20 protein-coding genes are annotated in these 24,508 nt (G+C 41.2%); 12 read left to right on the forward strand and 8 right to left on the reverse strand.

Annotation, left to right across the window (positions count from 1 at the left end):
• Both ABJV04_RS16025 and ABJV04_RS16030 read left to right on the forward strand, forming a co-directional pair.
• Positions 1 to 178: NAD(P)/FAD-dependent oxidoreductase (locus ABJV04_RS16025; RefSeq protein WP_348492622.1), on the forward strand; the 178-nt coding region annotated here is incomplete at its 5' end.
• Positions 179 to 330: 152 nt separating this feature from the next.
• Positions 331 to 2,568 carry an EAL domain-containing protein gene (locus ABJV04_RS16030; RefSeq protein ID WP_348492589.1) on the forward strand — a complete coding sequence of 746 codons (2,238 nt, stop codon included), beginning with the start codon at positions 331 to 333 and terminating at the stop codon, positions 2,566 to 2,568.
• Between the two features lie 60 nt (positions 2,569 to 2,628).
• Here ABJV04_RS16030 and ABJV04_RS16035 read toward each other — a convergent pair whose 3' ends face one another.
• Positions 2,629 to 4,374, reverse strand: coding sequence for an EAL domain-containing protein (locus tag ABJV04_RS16035; RefSeq protein WP_348492590.1), 1,746 nt, complete (start codon positions 4,372 to 4,374; stop codon positions 2,629 to 2,631).
• Between the two features lie 21 nt (positions 4,375 to 4,395).
• Positions 4,396 to 5,427: a hypothetical protein gene (locus ABJV04_RS16040; RefSeq protein ID WP_348492591.1), complete on the reverse strand. Its 1,032-nt coding sequence runs from the start codon at positions 5,425 to 5,427 to the stop codon at positions 4,396 to 4,398.
• A 190-nt stretch (positions 5,428 to 5,617) separates the two neighbouring features.
• Here ABJV04_RS16040 and ABJV04_RS16045 point away from each other — a divergent pair, with 190 nt between their 5' ends.
• The 4 genes from ABJV04_RS16045 to ABJV04_RS16060 are packed head-to-tail and all read left to right on the forward strand — an operon-like array spanning position 5,618 to position 9,991.
• Positions 5,618 to 6,181, forward strand: a complete 564-nt coding sequence (locus tag ABJV04_RS16045) for a response regulator (protein ID WP_348492592.1) — start codon at positions 5,618 to 5,620, stop codon at positions 6,179 to 6,181.
• Between the two features lie 24 nt (positions 6,182 to 6,205).
• The gene (locus ABJV04_RS16050) at positions 6,206 to 7,021 is read left to right on the forward strand and encodes a phosphate/phosphite/phosphonate ABC transporter substrate-binding protein (protein WP_348492593.1); all 816 of its coding nucleotides are present in this window, start codon (positions 6,206 to 6,208) and stop codon (positions 7,019 to 7,021) included.
• Positions 7,022 to 7,041: 20 nt separating this feature from the next.
• On the forward strand, positions 7,042 to 8,703 hold the full coding sequence (locus ABJV04_RS16055; RefSeq protein ID WP_348492594.1) for an ATP-binding protein: 1,662 nt from the start codon (positions 7,042 to 7,044) through the stop codon (positions 8,701 to 8,703).
• Positions 8,696 to 9,991: an HD domain-containing phosphohydrolase gene (locus ABJV04_RS16060; RefSeq protein ID WP_348492595.1), complete on the forward strand. Its 1,296-nt coding sequence runs from the start codon at positions 8,696 to 8,698 to the stop codon at positions 9,989 to 9,991. The genes ABJV04_RS16055 and ABJV04_RS16060 overlap by 8 nt, the downstream gene beginning before the upstream one ends.
• Here ABJV04_RS16060 and ABJV04_RS16065 read toward each other — a convergent pair.
• Positions 9,988 to 11,481 (reverse strand): ATP-binding protein, encoded by a 1,494-nt coding sequence (locus ABJV04_RS16065; protein ID WP_348492596.1) that lies wholly within the window; start codon positions 11,479 to 11,481, stop codon positions 9,988 to 9,990. The two genes, ABJV04_RS16060 and ABJV04_RS16065, sit on opposite strands and share 4 nt — an antisense overlap.
• Entirely contained in the window at positions 11,478 to 12,020 is a 543-nt protein-coding gene (locus ABJV04_RS16070) for a heme NO-binding domain-containing protein (RefSeq protein ID WP_348492597.1), read from the reverse strand. The genes ABJV04_RS16065 and ABJV04_RS16070 overlap by 4 nt, the downstream gene beginning before the upstream one ends.
• 448 nt (positions 12,021 to 12,468) lie before the next feature.
• Between ABJV04_RS16070 and ABJV04_RS16075 the strand changes: the two genes are divergently transcribed.
• The 5 genes from ABJV04_RS16075 (at position 12,469) to ABJV04_RS16095 (ending at position 18,732) form a co-directional block, all read left to right on the forward strand.
• Positions 12,469 to 13,215 (forward strand): SDR family oxidoreductase, encoded by a 747-nt coding sequence (locus ABJV04_RS16075; protein ID WP_348492598.1) that lies wholly within the window; start codon positions 12,469 to 12,471, stop codon positions 13,213 to 13,215.
• Between the two features lie 445 nt (positions 13,216 to 13,660).
• Entirely contained in the window at positions 13,661 to 15,985 is a 2,325-nt protein-coding gene (locus tag ABJV04_RS16080) for a chondroitinase-B domain-containing protein (protein ID WP_348492599.1), read from the forward strand.
• A complete protein-coding gene (locus tag ABJV04_RS16085) occupies positions 15,982 to 16,227 on the forward strand; it encodes a hypothetical protein (RefSeq protein ID WP_348492600.1) in 246 nt (81 codons plus the stop codon). Before ABJV04_RS16080 ends, ABJV04_RS16085 begins: the two co-directional genes overlap by 4 nt.
• Positions 16,228 to 16,296: 69 nt before the next feature.
• On the forward strand, positions 16,297 to 17,589 hold the full coding sequence (locus ABJV04_RS16090; RefSeq protein ID WP_348492601.1) for an MFS transporter: 1,293 nt from the start codon (positions 16,297 to 16,299) through the stop codon (positions 17,587 to 17,589).
• Between the two features lie 111 nt (positions 17,590 to 17,700).
• On the forward strand, positions 17,701 to 18,732 hold the full coding sequence (locus tag ABJV04_RS16095) for a polysaccharide lyase family 7 protein (protein ID WP_348492602.1): 1,032 nt from the start codon (positions 17,701 to 17,703) through the stop codon (positions 18,730 to 18,732).
• Between the two features lie 860 nt (positions 18,733 to 19,592).
• Here the strand turns inward: ABJV04_RS16095 and ABJV04_RS16100 are convergent.
• The 3 genes from ABJV04_RS16100 to ABJV04_RS16110 form a co-directional block, all read right to left on the reverse strand.
• Entirely contained in the window at positions 19,593 to 21,062 is a 1,470-nt protein-coding gene (locus ABJV04_RS16100) for a polysaccharide lyase family 7 protein (RefSeq protein ID WP_348492603.1), read from the reverse strand.
• Positions 21,063 to 21,656: 594 nt separating this feature from the next.
• Positions 21,657 to 22,655, reverse strand: a complete 999-nt coding sequence (locus tag ABJV04_RS16105) for a sugar kinase (RefSeq protein WP_348492604.1) — start codon at positions 22,653 to 22,655, stop codon at positions 21,657 to 21,659.
• A 24-nt stretch (positions 22,656 to 22,679) separates the two neighbouring features.
• Entirely contained in the window at positions 22,680 to 23,015 is a 336-nt protein-coding gene (locus ABJV04_RS16110; RefSeq protein ID WP_348492605.1) for a cupin domain-containing protein, read from the reverse strand.
• A 274-nt stretch (positions 23,016 to 23,289) separates the two neighbouring features.
• On the opposite strand from ABJV04_RS16110, the gene ABJV04_RS16115 reads away from it, so the two are divergent.
• The gene (locus ABJV04_RS16115; protein WP_348492606.1) at positions 23,290 to 24,021 is read left to right on the forward strand and encodes a FadR/GntR family transcriptional regulator; all 732 of its coding nucleotides are present in this window, start codon (positions 23,290 to 23,292) and stop codon (positions 24,019 to 24,021) included.
• Positions 24,022 to 24,296: 275 nt separating this feature from the next.
• Here the strand turns inward: ABJV04_RS16115 and ABJV04_RS16120 are convergent, their stop codons facing one another.
• On the reverse strand, positions 24,297 to 24,506 hold the full coding sequence (locus tag ABJV04_RS16120) for a hypothetical protein (RefSeq protein WP_348492607.1): 210 nt from the start codon (positions 24,504 to 24,506) through the stop codon (positions 24,297 to 24,299).
• Positions 24,507 to 24,508 lie beyond the last annotated feature (2 nt).

The following is a 24,508-nucleotide window of genomic DNA, read 5'->3' on the forward strand; positions in this document are numbered from 1 at the left end:
TGCCGAGGTAACCTTAGGTGGAGTTGATACCAACCAACTTTCCTCAAAAACCATGATGGCAAATGACGTGGATGGCCTATTTTTTATCGGCGAGGTAGTCGATGTTACCGGTTGGCTAGGGGGCTACAACTTCCAATGGGCGTGGAGCAGTGCTTGGGTTGCAGGACAGTATGTTTAGTTACATTTATGAGTACTTATTAGGAAGCTAAACTTATTTTATATCTTTTGTTTCGCTTGGTAATTATTAGCGTTAGTATAAAATTGGATACAGTTGTAACGACTCACACTCTACAAGAAGTACATTACTAAACAAGACAGAACTAAACTGACGTGAACATAGATAAAGTCAATAAAATTCTATTTGAACAAAACCATCTTCTATCCAGTATTGTAATTGGTGAAAACACTGATGCTATTTTGGACAAGGTCTGCTTTGATGTGGAATCCAGCTTGGACATTGAAGGGATACAGTGTGCCGTTTTCGAATATCAAAATAAACACCTGACAATAATCAATGCGCCAAAACAAACTGTAAAATTATTTAAAAATTCGCAACCTCTTCAATTGGCAGATTTTGGTTATGAATCGCCAATGACCACTGCAAGTTCTTTAACGCTAACCAATTGCATACTGCGCTTATATAGCGATTCGGAGCAAAACAATAGTGAAGCGCCTGAGTTGCAAGGTATTGTTCTTCCGCTACTGAGCTTAAATTCTGACTTGTTAGGATTGCTGGTTATATTCGCCAATGAGCAGCTGTATTTAGGGGAACAACAAAAGCAATTATTTAAGCTATTCGGTAATATAGCCTCTGCTTCAATGGAGGCGCGCTTTAAAAAGCGAGATATAGATTTACACGTTGAAAAGCTTGAAAAAAGTAACGAAAAATTTAGAGCCTTTACTCAAGTGATGCCTGATATAGCATTGATTATTAGTGAAGAAGGCGTTTATGAAGATGTCCACGGCTCTCCTGACAATCTGATCTATATTTCAGCAACAGAGTTAATTAACAGAAACGTCTTCGATATTTTCCCCCAAGCGGATGCTAAAAACGTCATGAAAGTGATTAAACGGGCATTGGCTACCAACTCAATCCAAGAGTACGAGTACTCTGTAGGTGAAGAGGAAGGAACTTCAATATTTGAGGGGCGCGTTGTTCCTATTAACTACAATGCAGATAAAAGCGAAAAACCCTTGCATGTTTTATGGATGGCAAGGGATGTCACTACCGAGAAGAAAAATCAAAAGAAAATAACGCAACTAGCCTATTTTGACCCACTGACACAGTTACCTAATCGCAGAATGTTTAATGAACGTCTAGAGTTGACGGTGGAAAGCAAATGTCTCACCCAAGAGTTTGGGGCGATTCTGTTTCTAGATTTAGACGATTTTAAGCGAATAAATGACTCTTTAGGCCATGTCGCGGGTGACTCGCTTTTAAAAGATGTTTCTACACGACTTAAAGAAACGTTGAGAAAGTCGGATACACTGGCTCGGATAGGTGGCGACGAATTTGTTATTTTAATAGAAAACATTGGGCACTCTATCGAAGAAGCTGAAGAAGAAATCGCTATTGTCGCTAAAAAAATCCAAGATGCGTTTGTGCAAAAATTTGAAGTTGAAAAGCTGTCATTCAGAGTGTCTAGTAGCATTGGGATCTGCTTTATCGATGGCAATACCAGTGCTCAGAATATAATGAAGTTTGCTGATACCGCCATGTATAACTCTAAAAGACAAGGTGGCGATAGTTACAGCTTCTATGATCCGAAAAAACAAACCTTACTTGATCGCCAATTAACCTTTGAGTCAGAGATCGTTAACGCCATCGAAAAGCGTGAATTTTGTACATATTTTCAGCCGCAATTAAATAAACAAGGTACGTTGTGCGGCGCGGAAGCACTAATACGTTGGATACATCCCGAAAAAGGCTTGATCCCTCCCGATGAATTTATCTCGGTAGCGGAGCAGTTTGGCTTGATTCAGAGTCTGCAAGACATCGTACTGGAAGATATGTGCAAACTCGTAAATCGGCTGTCTGCTGAGGATCTCCTCGGCGACATATTCAGACTATCAATTAATATAAGTCATTTGCAGTTCAGATCTCCTAAGTTTCAGGAGCAGCTCACTAATACTATTGATGTTTTTGGTGTGGCGGCGAATAAGATTATTCTGGAGATCACTGAAAGCATGTTATCTCACGATATTGAAAAGACAGTGCAACAAATGACCAATATAGCGAGCGTTGGTTTTGCCTTTTCCATTGACGACTTTGGCACGGGCTACTCTAATTTATCAAACTTGCATGCTTTTCCAGTTGAGGAGTTAAAAATTGATAAGTCATTTATCGATCGAATGCAAGATAGCTCAGGGCTGAGTATAGTAGAAACTATTATCAATCTAGCTAAGAATTTAGGCATGCGGGTTGTTGCAGAAGGCGTTGAGAACGAACACCAACTCGAGTTGTTAAAACAACAAAACGTTGATGTACTGCAGGGGTATCACATTTCAAAACCCCTTCCCGTAGATGTTTATATCACATGGCACAAAAATCATTTTCAGCCAAGCTAACGTTTAATCAATTAGCTAAAGTCATCATAAAAAACGATATTCGTTCCCTTAGCATTTAACCTAATTAGAAGTCACCTTAAAAGGCTGGTTAATTAGGATTCTTTCAAATTCTGGTTTTTCTACGGGTTTGCTGTACACATATCCTTGGATGTAGTCACAACCAAATTCCTTTAATATTTTAACTTGGCGTTCGTCTTCAACCCCTTCGGCAACCACTTCTATTTGCATCTTTTTACATAACCCAATGACACTTTGGATCATATCGCTGACATCCGTGTTGATACCTAAATCGTCGATTAAAATTTTATCTAGCTTTAATACGTCTACTGGCAATTTAGTTAGGTAGGCAAAAGACGTGTAGCCTGAGCCGAAGTCATCTATGGCGATACTTACGCCTAGACGTTTTAACTTCCATAGGATTTCGCTAGTTTGCGCTAAGTCCTCGATAATACAGCCTTCTGTAATTTCAAGTTCTAAACTCGCTGGTTTTAACCCGGTTTTGTCTAACAAATAAGCAACCTCATCGACTATGTTATTGTTCTTAAGTTGACGAGGTGAAACGTTAATCGCAAGTTTTAAACTTTCACCGTATTGTTTTTGCAAGTTAATTAATTGATTAACACTATTAGTTAAAAGCCAACTACCTATTTTTTCGATTTGTCCATCAAGCTCGCTTAAGGTTATAAACTCCAAAGGTGAAACCCAGCCTAGGGTTTTGTGTTGCCAGCGCATTAGGACCTCGGCGTTCACAACAACACCATCAGACATCCTAACTTTAGGTTGGTAATACAAACTGAATTGGTCACTGTTTATTGCTTGCTGAATGCTATTTTGAATGGTCTTTTTGCGCTTCTTTTTGGCAACATAAGAGTCATCTAGCTTCACAATACATGGCTTCTGACCATTGAGTTTACTCTCATGAAAATCTTGTTCTGGCAGGTTGCGGATGGAATGCAATAACTGATGTATGTCCATATCAGAGAATGGCGCTATGGCATAAGATAAATTGCACTGCAATTTTGGTATATTCGAATCACTCGCAGAACAAGCTGATAATGCGCCGCTCAGTAAGGTTAACTTTTTATGTAATTCCTGATCACATTCACTTTCAGGAATGATTATTAGTACTTGATCTACTTCAACTTCATATACTTCACAACTTAAAGGTAAGCACGCACGAATATTTTTAACCACTGATTCAAGGCCTAAAAGTTTTTCATCTCCCCTTTGCGCCCAATATTGATCATGCAACGAAATATCCGAAATCATTACCGATGCTAAGGCAAATTTAGCCTGCTGTTGAAGCAAAAACTTAATAGTGCTGTCCAACTTCACACGGTCAGGTTTGATATATTGTTCGTTTAATTTCTCTTTAGACATCTTAAGCAGGCGATGCTCGTATTCTTTGAAAGCCTGATCTATATCTTGTATTAAAAGTTGGTTGTTCCAGGGTTTCGTTAAAAACTTATAAGCTGCACCAGAATTCATAACATCCACTGCGGCATCAAAATCTGCATAGCCAGTTAAAATCAGAGAAATTATGTTGGGGTAACATTGTTTAATGTTTTTGACTAAGGTGCCGCCATCAATATCTGGCATTCTAAAATCAGATAGCACAACCTGAATTTCATGTTGCCTAAGTATCTCTAGGCCTTCTGCAGCGCTGCTGGCAGTAAAAACTTGGTATTTAGTGCGCTTGAAAGTACGTATAATCGCTTTTAGGTTACTTTCTTCATCATCAATGACGAGCAGGTTGCAAAGCTCGCTGCACGTGTCTGAAAGATATTGTTGTACGGCATTAGACATAATCTTAGTCCTAAATAACGGTTAAAATGTGTATTTCGTTTCTAATCTGAATCGCACGCTTTGCTCGGCTACGCCAAGTAAACGTTGCGTTCGAGATAAACGACCACCAACCCACAAGCGCTTGTTTACCTTGTGGCGTATACGTAAGTCCCAACCTTTAAAGTTACTTGTAGCAAAACGACTAGTCGCGTTTTGCGCAAACTCAGTGACCACAGCAAACCTTTCAACGTGTAAGTATCTAAGTTGGGTTAAATAATTTCCATTGTTTTTTAAATTGCCATGCTTTAACTCAAAGGCATAACTCAGTTTTTGGTCAGAGAACGCTTCACCAACTTCCATAGGAACGTCTTTTGTCGACCTGCCTATATCTGCACCAAACTGCCACTGGCCTTGTTTGAGTTTCATCGCAACACGGACAAACTGGTTGTCATATTGTGTGTCTTTTTTGGCGTAGAGTGCGTCAGACTCTCCACGATAATCCACTAACCAGGGTGACAGGGTTAACTTTCCCCATTGAGTAGAGAATTCATGCTGATATTGAAAAATAGACATGTGGCCCACTGTGCCGCTTGCGCCGTCTAGGGGTTTGAATGAGGCAAACTTCAAAGCCTGTCCTGATCCAAGGTCATAATTCAAATGAATGCCAATAGGATTTAAGTGTCTATCCCAAAACAAGTCTGTAACTTGCTCCGTTTTCCACGGAACCTTCCCTGCAAGTATAGTCAGCTTGTCAAACTTTGCTGAAGCAAATAGACGGGTTAAATACACATCTTTGTCACCAGCAGGTTGATCAGTGATTTGATACAAAGTAATAGCAGGAACATTTTGTTTGTTCTTTAAACCGGTGCGAGCTTGAGCGGTAAATGACCAGGTATCATTAAGTTGGCTAGACACCCCAACCGCAGCAATCATTCTGACTCTTTTTCGTGGCGCTAAGTTAATTTGATCCGTTTCATTTTCGTATCTAAGTAATACGCTGGCATCTAACTCTGTTGCTTTCACGTGCTGTAAAGCCAGTACACAGATAGCGATAAATAAATATATTTTGTTCATTCTTAACATCACCTTTATTAAGCCAAACTCACTACGTTTTGTTCAGCTTAATGTGTAAAGCAAAAAAACGTTTTTCGTTTCGATTGTGCAAATGTAGCAAATGTCACAAATGTCGTGTATTATACTTTAGTCATGTATGACTCAATTGTCTTATATGGTATAAATACAAAACTAATTTAGGAAATTGTTTATGGCTAATGTGAAATCTCTTACTACTGGTGACATTGCAAAGTATTGCGATGTAAACCTACGCACTGTAATACGGTGGATTGATAAGGGAAGTTTGAAAGGTTACAAGTTGCCAGGTAGAGGCAACAACAGAGTAACTGTGGATAATTTTGTACTTTTTTTAAGACAAAACAATATGCCTGTGCCACCAGAACTATTACCTAAAAATAAAACAGTTTTAATTGTCGATGATGATAAAGACATGGGCAATGCAATTAAGCGAGTACTCAAAAAAGGAGGCTTTGAGTGTGATACCGCTACAAATGGCTTTTTAGCGGGAAGCAAACTTATGCAGCATAAGCCAAGCATTATGACCCTTGATTTAACTATGCCGGGCCTGAATGGTTTCGAGCTTTTAAAACATTTGAGGGCAGATGAACAATTTCAAGATTTAAAAATATTGGTGATTTCAGCATTGAATCAAGAAAGCCTTGATGAAGCACTTGCTTTAGGTGCCAATGCAGTACTTTCTAAGCCCTTTGAAAAAGATCAATTGTTAAGCTTAGTAAACGAAATGACCCTGTAAAAATGATTAAAGGTGAGGTGATATATGAATAAGTTAATCCTATTAGTTGGCTTATTATTTGGTTTTTCAGGTGCGGTAACGGCGCACCAAAAAACCTTAACTTTTGGTGTTGTTCCGCAGCAATCGGCGAAGCGCTTGGCTGCCTTATGGACACCAATTTTTCAACATATAAGCGAGCAAACTGGTGTGCATATTGTATTCAGTACCGCAAAAGATATTCCTACATTCGAAAAGCGCCTTGAAGCTGGGGATTATGATTTAGCCTATATGAATCCTTATCACTACACTTATTACAACCAAGTATCGGGTTATGACGCATTGGCCAAACAAAGCAATAAAACTATCCAAGGTGTCATAGTTGCGAATGCAGATGGCAAGGTTAAAAGTATCCATGACTTGGCAGGTAGCCGTTTAGCTTTCCCAGCTCCAGCAGCCTTTGCCGCGAGCTTATTGGCGCAAGCTGAACTTAATAATCTAGGCGTGGAATATACACCTAAGTACGTAGGTTCCCATGACTCCGTTTACCTAAATGTGTCGAGAGGCTTTTTCCCTGCTGGTGGCGGCATTCAGCGCACCCTTAACAATATGGATGAAAGTACCCAATCTTCTTTAGTCACTATCTGGACGAGTGCTAGATACACCTGTCACGCTATAGCGACCCATCCAAATATTGATGCAGCTACTAGAGATAAAATTCTAACTGCTCTTTTAAGTATGAATAACAGTGAACAGGGAAAAGCATTGCTAAAAACCATCAACTTTGCTGGCTTTGAAGCCGCGGAAAATAGTGATTGGGATGATGTAAGAGCACTTAATATTGATGCGTTGTTAAGCAAATAAGTCCTGGGATTAGTTAATCAATGAACCTTTCTTTACGCAATAAAACGATTTTTAGCATAGCTCTTATTGAGGCTGTGCTGCTGATTGCTTTGATATTTACCGCAATTAATTTTATGCGTAATACGCTCAATGATAATTTGGTGAGCCGATCTTCAACAGTCGCTTCTCTGTTTGCAAGCACAACTAAAAATGCTGTTTTAACCTATGATCTCGCCTCCCTAGAAACCTTCTGTTTAGAGTTATTGAACAATCCAGATATTTTGTATGTGAGAGTCGTCAATGATGAGAATCAAGTTCTTGCCCAAGCAGGTGATGAGAAACTGCTAGCACGTCAATTTGTTGAAGATATAGAAGTGAGTAAAGTTACTGATGGTGTATTTGATAGCTATGCAAACATTACTGAAGCCGAGCAGAGTTATGGCCGTGTAGAGCTGGGCGTTGACACTTTAAATATAAAAAACTCAGTAGAGGTTATTAAAAATTGGACAACCAGTATCGCTATTATCGAAATGGCGTTGGTTGCCTTGTTCTCATTCTTTTTGGGTAATTATTTGACTCGTCAGCTAGAAACCTTACGTATCGCTGCGCGTAAAATTTCGCAAAATGTGGAAAGCGGAGCTTTTAACCAGGCACAATTGCCAGTGAATGGTAATGATGAACTAACTGAAGTGACTCGAGCATTCAATAAGCTTGTTACAACCTTAGAGTATGAAAATACGCGCAAGCAGGCGTATCAGCATGAGCTTGAAGATTTAAATCGTACTCTAGAGCAAAAAGTTGAGCAGCGAACTACCCTATTGAATAAACGTAACGATGAATTAATCCAGATAAACCAGGAATTACAGACTACCCAGAAACAGCTAACCCAAGCTGCCAAAATGGCATCAATTGGACAACTAGCCGCTGGTGTTGCCCATGAAATTAATAACCCCGTTGGTTTTGTCAAAAGCAACCTCAGTAGCCTCGCGCAATATATCGATATTTACAGTAAAATTAGCACAGACGTATTAGCCATTTACGGCAAAGACTCTTCACAATCGGTTGAAGTATCTAAACAAAACCTAGCTACCATCATCAATAGTGAAGATTTAACCTTCATTAATGAAGATTCCAAAGACATTCTTAGTGAGTCTGTTGAAGGATTAGACAGAGTTACCAACATAGTTAAAGATCTCAAGCAATTTTCGCGAACTGATGTAGAAGAGAAAACTTGGTTAGATATTAATGAATGTATTGAAAGTACTCTCAAAATGGTTAGCAATCAGCTTAAATATCATTGTGAAATTCAAAAAGACCTATCCGAGTTACCTAAGATAAAGATAAATTTTGGCAAAATTAGTCAGGTGCTTACCAACTTATTAATCAACGCCGGGCAAGCCATTAAGGATAATGGGCTAATTTCAATTTCCACTTATCTTAAAGATGAACACGTTGTTATATCGGTGAAAGACAATGGCTCTGGGATCGACCCTGAAAATTTAAGTAAGTTGTTCGACCCATTCTTTACAACCAAAGACGTGGGCAAGGGCACTGGGCTAGGGTTGTCAATTTCCTACGGTATTATTCAAGAGCACGGAGGGGACATTACGGTAACCAGTAAAGTAAACAAAGGAAGTTGTTTCACCGTAACCTTGCCTATTTCAACCGAAAATCAGAACCTAAAGAGCGACCCAAATGAGTGAACAACTGTTAGACGATGAAATTTCTATGACGGTACTTTGTGTAGATGACGAGGTGAATATACTCAAGTCGTTGAAGCGATTACTGTACAAGCAAAATTATCAGTTGCTACTTGCTGAAAGTGGCGCTAAAGCCCTAGAAATCATGGCACAGAATAAGATCGACCTAATTTTATCTGATATGAAAATGCCGGGAATGTCTGGCGCTGAACTATTGCAGAAAGTTGCAGAATCAGAACCTGACTGTCATCGTATTTTATTGACTGGCTATTCCGATATGGAGTCGACAATCGATGCAGTAAATAAGGGCAAAATTCATCGTTATTTGCAAAAACCTTGGAATAATGAAGAGATCATTAAAACCATCGACGAAGGTTTGGAAAAAGTTAGATTAAAAAATGAAAATAACAACTTACAAAAGTTAGTTAAAAAGCAAAACTCGTTACTTAAAAAGCTGAATCAAAATTTAGAAGACAAAGTGAAATTGCGGACTAAACAGATCCATCTTGCAATGCAACGAATTGAGCATAATAACAACGCCACCCAAAAAGTGCTGTACAACATGATCAGTATAAACCCCAATATAAGTGGTGGCTTTGCTAATAGTGTTAGTTTGCTGGCCAAACGTATAGCAGAAAAATTGGCATTACCTCCAGAGCAAGTAAGTGACATATCCTACGCTGCGCTATTATGTGAGATAGGATTATTAGGCTTAGATAGCGCTATATATAGTCGCCCCTTTAAAGAGCTAAACTACAATCAACAACAGGAGTTTCTGGAGCAAATTAACATCGCTAAGTTAGTACTTGCTCCAGCTAACCATTTGCAAAATGTCTCTGATATTATCACTTGTCAATTTGAAGCGCTCAATGGTACCGGACCTAAAAAGCTTGAGGACGAACAAATTCCAATTGGCGCGAAAGTGTTGGCTGTGGCGCGCGACTATTGGCGTTATAAAACTGGCCGAATCACTGGTCAAAAGTTAGATGATATTGCTTGTCCAATGGAAATGAAAAAACAAAGAGGCACACACTATGATCCTGCGGTGCTAGATATTTTATTAGATAATGACGATATTGCTTCTGATAAGTTTATTGAAAATATAATTAGCACTCAGGACCTCAAGCCAGGAATGATTCTGCGCTACAATATTTTAAATGATAAACATATTTTAGTGTTGCCAGAGGGGCATGAGTTTAGTGATAGCACTATATTGAAATTAACTCAATTTGAAAAAAGTCAGTCTCAACCTCTTTCTTTGGTTGTTGAAGATTGTCGAGAGGAGATTTAGTCTATTTGCGGAAATTTTATGTTAAAGGTGGTTCCCACGTTGAGCTTTGAATCAACCGTCACTTGGGCACCGTGTGCTTCTAATATTGCATAAGAAACCGATAAGCCCAAACCTGTACCTATGCCGACAGGTTTCGTGGTGAAAAATGGAGTAAACAACTGACTTACCGTCTCTTCATCCATACCGCTTCCAGAGTCTTTTACATGGACTACCACACCTTCTTTGATTTTGGTGAAGTCAATTGTTAAAAGTCCGCCCTTTTCCATGGCATGTGCAGCATTTACGAATAAATTCACAAAGACTTGCTGTAACTGTCCGAAGTTACCTAAAATTGGTGGGCATTCGGTCGTTACATTATTCACGACTTTGTGTTCATATTTGAACATATTACCCGCTATTTTAAGGGCTGCCTGAATACATTTAGTCAAAGATGTTTCTACCAAGGTTTCATCACTAGAGTGGGAAAACCCTTTTAAGTTATCAACGATTTCTTTTACTCTGTCTAAGCCCTCAATATTTGATTGAAGAAGGTCTTCGGAGTCTTCTTCAATGTACTCAAGATCCACTTTTTTACAAATTTCTGTGAACTGGGAAACCTCTAAAGTGTTATCTTTCTTGAAGCTAGCCTGCATTTGTGAAGTCAGCAATTTGTAATCGTTTAGGTAATCTTGTAAAACTTCTAAATTCGAACGAATAAAAGCAATTGGGTTGTTAATTTCATGGGCAACACCAGCGGCTAACTGGCCTAAAGAGGCCATTTTTTCTGATTGAATAAGTTGGCGGCGAGCTTTTTCAAGACTACTTAAGGAGTCTTGAAGCTGCACATTACGTTGTAATATTCTAATATCCGTTAAGCGTCGACGAATACCACTGACCAAATGCTCTTTCGCCGTGTTTAATATGACTTCGAGTTCTTGTTGCAGTTCTGTATCTGGTCTTAAAAATGCCAACCATCCGATTTTATTGCCCGACCATTCAAAACTAGTGTAAAAAATTGAATTCACAGGTGTGTTTTCGTCAAGGGGAGGAGTGTCTATCTGTGCGCTACGCCATGACTCGGCCAGGTTAGTATCGCTAACGGGGAGTAAACCGACGATGGATTCTTTTAGTTCATTATTTTCTTGCCAACCTTGTTGCGAAGACCAGACTTTTGGGGACTTTTCAGTAAGCCACTGGCCTTCTTCACTAATAATGAAGAGACCATAATTGGCTGAACAGAACTCAGCCGTCAACTCTACAATGTTGGAAACCATGTCCTTAAGTGGAATTTCAGAGGCCACGTTGTTGGAGGTTTGAGCTAAATACTCCAGTTCCAATTGTTTTTGTTCGGAGCCCGCCAATGCAGCTTTTAAAGACTGATTGGCTTCATAAATATCCAAGGAGTACTTTTCTAGCTGATTCTCTGCTAGTTGCCTTGCCTTTTTTTCGCGCAGGGCTTTTCGTTCAAGAACTGAAACTCTTTTTTCCAATTCTTCTTTGGATAGGGTCAAACTTTAACGACCTCTAACACACAGCGGCTATCCCCTTCGTGCTCACACTCAGTTTGAGATACTTCTACAGTTTGCCCTGTGTGATCAGCTAAACCGTGTACTATTCCTTCGCAGAAATAACACAGTTTACGTGGTGACTGATAATGGAAAGATAAGGAGTTAGTGGTTTCAGCAAGAAACTCAAACTCGGGTAATAAGGCGTCTGGATTGAGTTTTTTCACCTCGACATGAATAAAATCTTGTACCGCATGTAAAAACTCAAAAACATCTTTAAAATCATGAGCACCGGCAGGAGCGGCATTAAAAAGCTCTTTAAAGACCCATTTTCCAAAAGCGAACTGGGCATCTTTGGAAGAGATGTTCTGTTTTTCAACAACAAGCCCAATAAGTGTAAACAACTCTTCATCATCGTAGGTGCCTACCGTTGTAAAAATACCTTCGCTAGGCAACTGAGCTTCATCTAATAATGAATCCCAGAACTCTTCGCCCCAAAGCTCTTCTACAAACTCATTGAACTTTACAAAAACAATACCTTTCACAGGCTTTCCTTCTAACTTACAAATGTGACAAGAGCAGTTTAAACGTAAAATTACTGGATATAGATTGAAAACCTAAAACGATCTTATTTCAATACTGCTTTAGTCGCACAGCCAAGTAAATTGTGTTTATTTTATTCAGTTTTATCCAATCTAGGTTAATCTGTAAAGTGCTGATGTCTTTTTATTCGACTAAAATCCTATTTGAACTATAGTTCAGATTACAACCAATGGTTAATTTTGGTTAGAGCTTTTGGTAATCTCAAGTGGGAAATCTTGGTTGACAATGAAATTCCACTTAGTTACTTTAATTTAACATATGTGGCAGCAACTGCATTGTTGAAGTAAAGTTGAACGAACTTGTCGGAGCCTCTGGTTATCAGCGACACAACTTATTAATTGCAACGTTTTTACTGGTATAAACTAAATATTTACTCTTGGAGAATAACTAATGTCAATGACAGGTAAAGTAGCTATTGTGGCCGGTGGCGGTAGAGATATCGGAGCGGCATGCGCTGTGGAGTTAGCATCTAGAGGTGCAAGTGTTTTAATCACCTATCATGCCAGTGCCACAAGAGCACAAGAAACGGTGGCTAAAATTACTGATGCTGGTGGTAAAGCGGTTGCAGTTCAAGCAGATTTAACTGAGCAAAGTAGTGTGGACAAAACCATTAAAACGGCCTTGGACGAATTTGGTGCAATTGATTGCCTAGTCCATGTGTCTGGTGGTTTAGTCGATCGTAAAAAGATAACTGAAATGGATCTAGCCCATTGGAAAAATGTACTGGATGTTAACCTAACGTCTTTGTTCCTAATGTCTCAAGCGGTTATTCCGCATATGAAGCCTGGTAGCACTATAGTGACCTTCTCATCCCAAGCAGCGCGCGATGGTGGTGGCGGTGGCGCAATCCCTTACGCCACATCAAAAGGCGCAGTATCAACCTTTACCCGTGGTTTGGCCAAAGAGCTAGGACCGGACATTCGAGTTAACTCGGTTTGCCCTGGCATGATATCCACCGGATTTCACGACACCTTTACGCCAGATGCTGTGCGTACAAATGTGGCAGGAGCTACCTGCATCAAACGTGAAGGCACCTCTGAAGAAGTGGCTAAATTGGTTGGTTTCCTGGCCGATGATGATTCATCTTACATGACAGGTAATAACGTCGATATCAACGGCGGTTTGCTTTTCTCATAAAAAACAACTGGTTGTGACTCTGTGAACTGCGTATGGATCTAATATTCGTGCGAGTTAGCGGTTCCGAGTGTCACGACTAAAGACAAATGAAAAATGATAAATGGGTCTCTGTTTAAGGGGCCCATTTTTTTTCAAATTAAACTTGTTTAAAAACAACATACTAGTATTTGGTATTACCAATAATGTATTTATTGGTAATAATAAATGTTAATGTGTGGTTGACACAATGTTGTTGAATTGGTTACATTGTCTTTTCGATATTCTTTACTTTAATTATTGCAATTCAAAGCCTAAGCTTATTTGAAGCGCAAATAATAAGTAATTGTGTCAGTACGAATTAAATCATGTATGGTTTTTAAATACATGCATTACCAACCAGAGTTCTGCGTACCAACAGTACGTAAAGGGTTCTACTTATTTTTAAAATGGAATTAGGTCGTGTTGAATGTTTGCTAAAAAATTCTCTTTCCCCCGTGTTGTTGCTCTTACTATGGTTGTTTCTGTTGTAGGTTGTAGCGCGTCTTATCAGAATGCTGAAAATGGCAACAATTCAACTAGTCAGTCGGCGTCAGCAGAAATGCTTAAAACTGCAGATGGCATATTGGTCAACAACCAGCAACAATTTGCTCAAGCAGCTGCTTCCTTACAACCTGGCGATACCCTAATCCTAGCGGATAGAGAGTGGAAAGATTTCGAGATTCTTCTTAAGGGCAATGGTACAGCAGATAAGCCCATTACTCTTAAAGCGCAAACCAAGGGCAAAGTTGTTATAACTGGGTTGTCTAACTTACGTTTATCCGGTGAGTATTTAGTTGTTGAAGGCTTGGTATTCAAAGACGGTTACAGCCCAACCGGCGAAGTGATTTCATTCCGCGAAGATGCCGATACCTTAGCTAATAATTCTCGAGTAACCGAAGTGGTTATTGATGGTTTTAGCAACACAGACAAATTCAATTCAGACAAATGGGTGGTGTTATACGGAAAAAATAACCGTTTCGACCACAGCCATTTGGAAGGTAAAAATAACGCTGGCGTGACCATGGCCGTCAGACTCAACACCGAAGCAAGCCAACAGAACAACCACCGCATTGACCATAACTATTTTGGTCCTCGCCCTATCTTAGGATCAAATGGCGGTGAAACATTACGTATTGGTACCAGTAAATATTCTCTTAGCGACTCCCTTACTGTGGTTGAAAACAACTACTTTGAACGCTGTAATGGCGAAGTAGAAATCATTTCTAACAAATCCGGTAAAAACCAATTTCTTAATAACGTGTTTTGGGAAAGCCGAGGCACCTTAACCTTGCGTCATGGCAACGGTAATTTAGTAGAAGGCAATGTATTCTTTGGTAATGGTAAAGACCATACCGGTGGTATTCGTGTAATCAACGCAGACCAAACCATCCGCAACAACTACATGGAAGGTTTGACGGGAATTCGCTTTGGTGGCGGTTTTACCATTCTAAACGGTGTACCTAATTCAACAATCAATCGTTATCACCAAGTGAAAAACGCCACTATAGAAAACAATACTATCGTTAACGTCGATAATATTAACTTGGCAGGCGGCAGTGATAGCGAACGTACGGCAACACCGATTGATAGTAGCTTTTCTAATAACTTAGTGATCAATGCTGACGGCACTAACCCGTTCAAAATATTTGATGACGTGTCGGGCATTACGTTTGCCAATAATATCGCCAGTCAAGCACCACAAGATGAAATTGCTTCTGGTTTCGAAATTGAAAAAAGTGACCTTAAAAGAGGCAGCAACGGCTTACTGCAAAGTGCCAAAGCGCAACAAGCAAATGTAGGCGCGGCAGCATCACTTAAACCTATTTCAAAAGAGCAAACTGGTGTGAGTTGGTATCCTAAAGCCGATGCACCTGTAGAATTTGATTCTGGAGAAGTGGTGGAGGTTTCTACCGCTCAAGAGTTGATGAAAACCATTGCTGATGTGGCAGATGGCACTATCATTTCTCTTGCTCCAGGTAACTATGACTTGAACAAGCAGTTGCAAGTGAAAACCACTGTTACCCTTAAGGCCGCAACACCGCGTTCCGTTACGCTTTATCCCATGCGCTCACTCACCTTTGAGATTGAAGATGGCGGTAGCTTGAAGTTAGATGGATTGAATATTTCAGGGGTTAAAACGCCTGACAATGCCGGCAACGTGTTAATTCGCAACACCAAATTGCCAACCTTACACAACTACAAACTAACCATTAATAATACTCACATTACCGATTTGAACGTCAATCACTCGGCCCATGTATTCGACTCAGGCTACAGAAGCATGGCGGAGAACCTAGTCATTACCGATAGCGTTTTCAAAAATATCACGGGTGATGTTCTACGTTTAGACAAAGAGCAAGATGATTTGGGTATTTACAACGCTGAATACATCACTATCAAAAACACCAGTTTTATCAATATTGAAGGTGCAGTAGCCAAAGTTTATCGCGGTGGTACTGATGAAAGTACCTTTGGTCCACATTTTAGAATGACCAATAGCAAGGTTGAAAATGTTGGTGGCGGTAAACGTAATAAATCGGGTTCTTCTATTTTCCTATTAGGGGTTCAACAAACATTGCTTGAAGGAAATGAATTTGTTCAAAGCAAAGTTATCACCATCGACCATACTGTAGGTGAACCTCGTACTCAAATACTGAACAATACTTTTGTGAACACGCCTTTACCTGTAGTAACTGAAACCTTCGCTGGTGGAGAATCTACAGCCGTTGTGGCAGGAAATGTGTCTCAGTGAAATGGACGCAAACGCTTCTAATTGTTCTGATGTTTAGCCCCTTGGGTTATGCGTCAGAACGCTTGCCAGAAACATCTGAGCAAGTTGAAGCGATGCAGGTTAGCGGTGTTAAGCACTGGAATTTCAATGTAATTGCTAAACAAGCTCCAATTAATCGTGTTCATAGCAATGGGAATGTGCAATTCTTGAACGTGATAGCAGTGCATGGTGAATACAAAGGTAGTTGGTACAAAAATAAATAGCGCGATTCAGCAATCGTAATAAAAACTTTAAGAATAATATTCGTAGCATCAGGTATAGGTAAAATAAAAATGAAAAATTTAAGATGGTGGGTAATTGCTCTCGTTGCACTAGCAACGGTAATTAACTATATCGACAGACAATCCTTAAGTGTGCTCTGGCCATTTATGGGTAAAGAAATTTATCCAGAAAAAACTGATGCTGAGCTAAAAGAAGTATACGGCATTATTAGTATTGTCTTTTTATTCTCGTATGCCTTTGGTCAGGCGCTGTTCGGTAAGATTTTTGATTGGGTCGGCACGCGAATGGGATTCGTGTTGTCTATCGGTATCTGGTCTTTGGCCACCATCTTGCACGCCTTTGCTCAAGGTATTTTAACTTTCAGTATCTTTAGATCGATTCTCGGTATTTCTGAAGCGGGTAACTGGCCTGGTGCTGCTAAGGCCAATGCAGAGTGGTTTCCAACCCGTGAAAGAGCATTAGCTCAGGGCATATTTAACTCTGGTGCTGCTATTGGCGGTATCATATCTATTCCTCTAATTGCCTATCTTGCCTTGTTTTTTAGTTGGAAAGTTATCTTTGTAATCGTTGGTTGTACTGGTTTACTTTGGTTGATCCCTTGGTTGATCGTAGTTAAATCACCACCAGGATCTCACCCTTGGATCACTGAAGAAGAACGTGAATACATTCTTACTGGTCAGAAAAATGAAGTGAAATGTGAAAATGGTATCAGTGCGCCAGAGTACACGCCTACCACTGGTCAGTTGTTATCTCATAAACAAAGTTGGGGTGTTATTATTGCGACCGCAGCAATCGACCCAATTTGGTGGTTATTTATTGTTTGGATACCAACATATTTGGTTGAAGTATACCAAATGGATGTTAAGGGCTTAGCGATTTACGGTTGGGTACCTTATGTTGGTGCTATGTTGGGTGCATGGTTTGGTGGTTTGCTTGCGCAAAATCGTCTTAAAGCCGGTTGGACAGTGAATAAAACCAGAAAACTGGTTATTTCCATGGGTTGTTTAATCATGTTACCTGCATTGTTAATGTTATCTGATCCAGGTGGCGAAGTTGCTGCAGTGCTTATCATGGCAACCATACTCTTCGGTTTCCAAACCTCAATCGGTAACGTTCAGACACTACCTAGTGACTTATTTGGTGGTAAATCAGTAGGAACCTTGTCTGGTTTTGCAGGAATGGCAGCAAAATTAGCCGCTGGTGTATTGATATACCTAGTACCATCTCTTACCGCAGACGGTAACTATACAGTGGTATTTGTAATTGGCGCAGCCTTGGCCATTATCGCCATGGCTAGTATTTGGGTATTGTGTCCTAAAATTGCCCCAGTGGAAGCGAAATAAGCTTTCCACGTAGGGGGTAAGTGTGCGGCCTAGAGAGCATGGGGCTCTCAGGGCTGGTTTATTGAAATTTGTAGTTTATAAATTTCGTAGTATTAGCCTGGGGAGAGTTCAATGTTAAGGTTAATTAGTACTTGGTATCGTTCTCGTTTTGGCCGCTCATTATCTGCCAAATCTGTTTTTATTATAATGTCGTTGGCCTTTGGCTTAATGACAGCTTCATTTAGCTATGCAGATGAGGCCAGCCAACAAAGTTATATGCCAGAGTCCCATCGCAACTTAGCCGATGGTGTACTACTCGGTAATTTTGAATCCTTAGACGCAAACAAAAAGCCAAGTGATAACTTCGATTTATCAGATTGGACTTTAACCCTACCCACAGACCTCAATAAAGATAAAAAAGCCGATACCATTTACGAAAAACCGTTAAGCGGCGGCTTTGACCTAAAACCACTGTTCTATACAGCGGAAGACGGCGGTATGGTGTTCGCTTGCCCTAATGTGGGCGCTAAAACCTCTAAAAATACTAAGTATGCACGAACCGAACTCCGTGAAATGTTAAGACGCGGCAATACTTCCATTAAAACCCAGGGCATTACCGAAAATAACTGGGTATTCAGTGCGGCCCATGGTTCGGTTAAACGAAGAGCAGGGGCCATTGAAGGGAGTTTAGAAGCCACAGTAGCCGTGAATCGTGTTTCAATCAGCGGTGACGAGAAAAAGGTAGGACGCGTTATTATCGGTCAAATCCATGCGACTGATGACGAACCCATTCGCCTCTACTACCGAAAACTGCCGAATAATACCAAAGGTGCAGTGTACTTCGCCCATGAACTTAACGACGGCGATGACAACTGGGTAAACCTAGTAGGCACTCGCTCACACACCCTTGCAGATCCAGAAGACGGTATCTCATTAAATGAAAAGTTTAGCTATAAAATCACCGTGGAAAACAACATCCTCTTCGTGACCTTGATCAGACAAGGTAAACCCAACATCACCAAGTCATTTGATATGAGTAAAAGTGGATACCACAAAAATAATCAATACATGTATTTTAAAGCTGGTGTCTACAATCAAAACAATAGCGGCAACCCTAAAGACTACGTCCAAGCCACATTCTATCACCTAGACAACCAGCACTAACCAAACAAAACCATTCGCAGGCCCTGTAGCACGGGCTTCAGCCCGTGGGAACGGACGCGAAAACCTCGCGGGGCTGTAGCATGGCCTTTAGGCCATGGGTAGCCGGAAAGGGAATTCAAACAAAACACCCGCACGGGGCTAAAGCACCCGCCTACAGGCCATGGAAACGGATACAAAAACATTCACGGGATTGTAGCACGGGCTTTAGCCCGTGAAAACGAATACGAAAACCCCCGCGGGGCTGTAGCATGGCCTTTAGGCCATGGGTAGTCGGAAAGAGAATTCAAACAAAACCCCTGCACGGGGCTAAAGCTCCCGCCTACAGGCCATGGATGTCAGAGGTAAATCACCACGGTTTATCTCGGTTCCTGTAGCACGGGCTGTAGCATGGCCTTTAGGCCATGGGTAGCCGGAAAGGGAATTCAAACAAAAAACCTGCGCGGGGCTAAAGCACCCGCCTACAGGCTATGAATGTCAGAGATAAACCACCACGGCTTATCGCGGTGCCTGTAGCACGGGCTTCAGCCCGTGGGAACGGATACGAAAACCCTCGCGGGGCTGTAGCATGGCCTTTAGGCCATGAAAACGGATATGAAAACCCTGCGCGGGGCTAAAGCACCCGCCTACAGGCCATGAATATCAGAGGTAAACCACCATGGTTAATCGCGCTTCCTGTAGCACGGGCTTCAGCCCGTGGAAACGGATACGAAAACCCTGCACGGGGCTAAAGCACCCGCCTACAGGCCATGAATATCATAGGTAAACCACCATGGTTTATCGCGGTTCCTGTAGCACGGGCTTCAGCCCGTGGGAACGGATTCGAAAATATTCGCAGGGCTAAAACACTCGCCTACAATCGGTTATTCGCTAGCGCTATAACCTATGTGGCTGTTCTTAATTTCGTAAAAGGTGGCTTGGGCATATTCATCGGGATCACTTGAATTGTTCAGGTGATATACCCCCACTTTGAAATAATGATACTGGCCATCTTGGTCGTACAAACTCTCGCTCATATCGTAATTTGCCACCAAATCGCTTTTACCCTCGCGGCTAATGGTCACCGTTAATAAATTCACATTGACACTTATGTGGTAACTAAACTTTTCGTCTAAGGCGATGCCATCTGACGGGTTACTTGCTGAATTACTTCTCGAACCTATCATCTCAACATAGGTTTCAATATTATCGCCGTCACTATCTTGCACACGACTTTCGTGGGCGAAGTATATTGAGCCAAGGTCATTACCCGGAAGCTTGCGATAATACAAACGCACAGGTTCATCATCATTGGCATGTATTTGCCCGATGACAACGCGTCCAATTTGGTAATCTTCGCCAGTAGTTGTGACCTTATTCACTGCTAAGGTTACTTTTAGATCGCCGTCAACACCACCGGCGCTGGCTTGCCCGGCTGATGACGCGCTAGCGAACACCCAGTTGTTCTTGTTTACCCCTTGGGTGCTAATTGAACGATCACCGCGACGTAACATTTCACGTAACTCAACTCGCACATAATTGGTGTTTTGTGATGTCTTAAAGCCATAACTAGGGGAGCGCATGACGATGCCATTATCAGCAGAGGCATAAAAATATTCAGAGTTGGTGTAACCCGCGGCTAACTCTGTCTCAAAAATTGAGTCGGATGTGCCACTATTATCGTCATCTGTGGGCACACTCAAATACCAGTCTAGTAAATCAATACCCACTTCATTGGGTAATATATCTGCAAACTCACCTGTGGCTTCTGCACAGCTATGCACTCGCACTTCAACAATACTATTGAACGTATTTTCACTATTGGCAAGCCCGATAATTTTGATAAAACGAGCATTGGATTCATCCAAACTGACTAGCTCAAAACCACTGTGTGTCCCTGTGGATTCAGCATTTTCCAAAACATTTTTCCAAGTGGCATTTTGTATTGTGGCATCTGATGAAGTTGCGACTGAAAAATAGGCAGTGCGCTCACTACCTTTGTACCACTTAATCGTTAAAGCACGAACCTCCTTAGTCGTATCTAAATCGAGTATTAGCTCCTTGTTTACGCCATCACTTGACCATCTAGAGTCAGGAGTGGTGATGCCGTCTATGGCATTGGCAGGAGGGTAGGTAGCTTCAAAACTACCATCGTCACTAGCGGAGGTTACAGCGTATATTTCATTCACACAAATCTCGGGTTCGGGGGCTACAACTACGGGAGGAATCGTAGGTGGAGTGGCCGTGCTTCCACTTCCACCGCCACAGGCACTGAGCCCAACGAGCAAAAGTAGAACCAATAAAAACTGAGCCTGTTGACCGTGTTTATAGCCACGCTTGCAACTAAGAAACATACTTTCCCCTTACCAAATGTAAAATTATTGTTATCTCAATTAACGGATTATATGCGTAAAAATCAGCAACTCCAACACTAATGTCATACCAATTATGTTTTTTGGTTAGATTTATTTGGTTAACCATAATTGCGCCGCAAAATATACCCAATCGCCACCCTGTAGCACGGGCTTCAGCCAGTGGAAGCGGATCCAAAAACATTCGCAGGGTTGTAGCATGGCCTTTAGGCCATGGATAGCGGGAGAGGGAAATCAAACAAAGGTATTCACGGGGCTAAAGCACCCGCCTACAGGCCAACAATGCCAACCAAATAAAAGAACTCGCCGAACCTGTAGCATGGCCTTTAGGCCATGGATAGCGGGAAAAGGAAATCAAACAAAGGCATTCGCGGGGCTAAAGCACCCGCCTACAGTCGTGGAATGTTTGAATTCATCGCCGTCCTGTAGCATGGCCTTTAGGCCATGGGTAGCGGGAAAGGGAAATCAAAGAAAGGCAATCACGGGGCTAAAGCACCCGCCTACAGGCCATGAAGAGTAAATTTGTTTTGAGAAAATTGAAGAATAGAAATCGAGGGAAGAGAATTACCGGTTAGATTAAACCGGTAATTTATAAGACTGCCAGAAGCTTTCGAACAATTCTCTAGGCATGATAGCGCCTGGTGTTTCTATTACTTTGCTTGCAGCTGCGCTAGCCGCTAAGGCAGAGGTTTTAGGGTCGTAACCCGAAACTCGAGCCCCAATATAAACACCGTTGAACGCGTCACCTGCAGAGGTGGTATCAACTACGTTGTCATTGGCAACAATAGGGACGATTTCTCTTCCGTGCTCGTTAACAATGATTACGTTCTTCTCGCCTTGCTTCATTACTAGTTCTTTAGGCGAATATTGCATGCATAATTCAATGCATTCCTCTACGTCATCGATACCGTAAAGTTTATCGAAATCATCTACTCCAGGAAGAAGTACATCTGCAACCTGAAACGCTTTTTCAATATTCATTTTGGCGATATCTACTGAGCGCCAAAGTTGTGGGCGATAATTGGGATCAAACACAATTACCACGCCTGCTTGCTGCATTTCTTCTAGTTTCTGCCAGAACAGGGATCTTTCTTCATCTAACAATATTGCTAAACTAATGCCTGAGAAGAAAAACATACCGGACTTGTTTAGGGCCATCGATTGTTCAGATGACAACGCACTAATCATGCGTTTGGCGGCCGAATCGCTACGCCAATAAATAAAAGAGCGCTCACCAAAATCATCAGTAATGACCATATAACTGCCAATATGATGGCTGGTGATTTTCGGGAGAAACCCAGTACTGATATTTTCACTGTCTAATCGACCAATCAATTCACTACTGAGTTTATCGGTTCCCAAGCACGACATAAATTCAATGTCTTGCTTAGGAAAAGCCCGTTTTAAATAGACACAAGAGTTGTACAAATCGCCCGCAAAAGACTTTCCAAGCTGATTTTCACTCTTGTTGACCAACTCAAGCATACACTCGCCTGCAAATACTAGCGGCCCGCTTACGTTAGAAAAAATATCCACTGACGGGTTCTCGCTGGTATTTTCATTCTGATGTGACATTCATTGGTTCTCTATTTAAAAGTTTTATAAAAAGTCTTCACGCAATGGACTGAAAACATCGATTAAAATGCCTGCTTTTTTGCACACTGCGCCGTGATCAGCATGAGGTAGCATAAAAAAGCAATCGCCAGCTTTCAACAACTGTTTTTCTTCACCCACTTGTACTTCGAATTCACCGCTCTCAATATAAGTAACCTGAGAGTGCATATGGGCGTGTACATAACCGATCGCATTGTCGTCAAACCAGATTTTAGCCATCATAATTTGGTCGTTGTAACCCATTAATTGGCGTTTCATGCCATTACCAATATCTTCAATAGGTTGCTTATCACCGTAAATAAACGCTTCGCTGTGTGTCATATTTTTTCCCCAAGTTAATTTATGCTGGTATCTAATCAATATAACCTAATATTGTCAACCATTATTGCCCTATTGTTGTTACCAATTTAAATTTTATTGGTAATAATCTCGGGGAGGTGTATGCTAACAACATTGCCTTAGTTGTTAAGCAAGTGTAAATATCAAAAATGGTTTAGCCTAATTAAGTATTAGTACAAACCTAGGTATATGTAAAACAAACTGAAAAGCGAAATAATAATACTAAAGCTGGAGTGTTTGGGTGAGAGGTCTATAGATGAAAAACCGTCGCATGTTTTGGCAGATTGTCGAAAAAATAGAAGCATTAATCGATTCTGGGAAATATCCACCTGGTAGTCGATTGCCACCTGAACGCGAATTAGCTGAAACGTTTAATGTTAGCCGCCCAACCATTCGAGAAGCGATTATCGCTTTAGAAGTGAGAGAGCGAGTAGACGTCAAAACCAGTTCTGGTGTTTACGTGTTAGAAAATCCGCAAAAAGCTGAATCTGAAGTTAAAGTGAGCGCGTTTGAGTTAACCCAAGCACGAGCCTTAGTGGAAGGAGAGGCTGCTGCACTAGCTGCCGCATCAATCACGGAACAGGAACTGGCAGATTTAGAAGCGACACTAGTTGCTATGGAAAAGGGTATCAACCCGGAAAAGGCAGACCGCGAATTTCACGTCATTATTTCCAAAGCCACTCGCAACAATGCAGTTTCTTTAGCGGTTGAAAAGTTTTGGAAATTACGCGACTCAGAGCCAGAAATTGTAAATGTATATAAGAATGTTTGCAGCCGTAGTGATAGTGATCGTTTAGAAGAGCACAGAAAAATATACACGGCCCTAAAGAATCACGATTCAGCCGAAGCAAGGCAAGCAATGCATTACCATTTCAATCGGTTAATCAATACCCTATTTGAAATCAGCGAAGCCAAAGCCCTAGAAGAAGTGCGCAAACAATCCACCCAAACCCGCGATTTGTATTCGTTAAATCATTTGGTAGATTAACCCAATTTGTAGCATGGCCTTTAGGCCATGAACGCACGAGCAAACCCTCCCTGGTTTTTCGCGGGGCTAAAGCACCCGCCTACAGGCCATGAGATATGTTCAACGACGCGCGGTCCTGTAGCATGGCCTTTAGGCCATGAGATATTCGGAAAGGGAATTCAAACAAAACCATTCACGGGGCTAAAGCACCCGCCTACAGGGGAAGAGATGTGTTAAACCTACCGCGGGGCTAAAACACCCACCTACAAGTGCGAGCTATCTACGATAACATGCGGTCAAAGGGGCTTCATCAGCTGGAATTCGTCTATTGTCACTTTGCCATCAAATGTGTTTTTAATCTTTTCTAGCACTTTATCGGTTGCGCTTACTTGATAACCTACACTTTCATTACCTGCAATGACCTTAACACCATTAAAGCTGCTCAGTTCATCACGCAGATTATCTATTGAAGCTACACCGTATGCAGGCGCTATAACGTAAGTCATAA

The sequence above is a fragment of the Aliiglaciecola sp. genome (assembly GCF_039982535.1).
Classification (GTDB): Bacteria; Pseudomonadota; Gammaproteobacteria; order Enterobacterales; family Alteromonadaceae; genus Aliiglaciecola.

Coding starts and splice junctions, on each gene's coding strand:
- ABJV04_RS16055 (WP_348492594.1), top strand. CDS start 7,042: ATGAACCTTTCTTTACGCAATAAAACGATTTTTAGCATAGCTCTTATT.
- ABJV04_RS16120 (WP_348492607.1), bottom strand. CDS start 24,506: ATGACTTACGTTATAGCGCCTGCATACGGTGTAGCTTCAATAGATAAT.
- ABJV04_RS16110 (WP_348492605.1), bottom strand. CDS start 23,015: ATGACACACAGCGAAGCGTTTATTTACGGTGATAAGCAACCTATTGAA.
- ABJV04_RS16060 (WP_348492595.1), top strand. CDS start 8,696: ATGAGTGAACAACTGTTAGACGATGAAATTTCTATGACGGTACTTTGT.
- ABJV04_RS16050 (WP_348492593.1), top strand. CDS start 6,206: ATGAATAAGTTAATCCTATTAGTTGGCTTATTATTTGGTTTTTCAGGT.
- ABJV04_RS16095 (WP_348492602.1), top strand. CDS start 17,701: ATGTTAAGGTTAATTAGTACTTGGTATCGTTCTCGTTTTGGCCGCTCA.
- ABJV04_RS16040 (WP_348492591.1), bottom strand. CDS start 5,427: ATGAACAAAATATATTTATTTATCGCTATCTGTGTACTGGCTTTACAG.
- ABJV04_RS16105 (WP_348492604.1), bottom strand. CDS start 22,655: ATGTCACATCAGAATGAAAATACCAGCGAGAACCCGTCAGTGGATATT.
- ABJV04_RS16115 (WP_348492606.1), top strand. CDS start 23,290: ATGAAAAACCGTCGCATGTTTTGGCAGATTGTCGAAAAAATAGAAGCA.
- ABJV04_RS16045 (WP_348492592.1), top strand. CDS start 5,618: ATGGCTAATGTGAAATCTCTTACTACTGGTGACATTGCAAAGTATTGC.
- ABJV04_RS16035 (WP_348492590.1), bottom strand. CDS start 4,374: ATGTCTAATGCCGTACAACAATATCTTTCAGACACGTGCAGCGAGCTT.
- ABJV04_RS16090 (WP_348492601.1), top strand. CDS start 16,297: ATGAAAAATTTAAGATGGTGGGTAATTGCTCTCGTTGCACTAGCAACG.
- ABJV04_RS16075 (WP_348492598.1), top strand. CDS start 12,469: ATGTCAATGACAGGTAAAGTAGCTATTGTGGCCGGTGGCGGTAGAGAT.
- ABJV04_RS16080 (WP_348492599.1), top strand. CDS start 13,661: ATGTTTGCTAAAAAATTCTCTTTCCCCCGTGTTGTTGCTCTTACTATG.
- ABJV04_RS16100 (WP_348492603.1), bottom strand. CDS start 21,062: ATGTTTCTTAGTTGCAAGCGTGGCTATAAACACGGTCAACAGGCTCAG.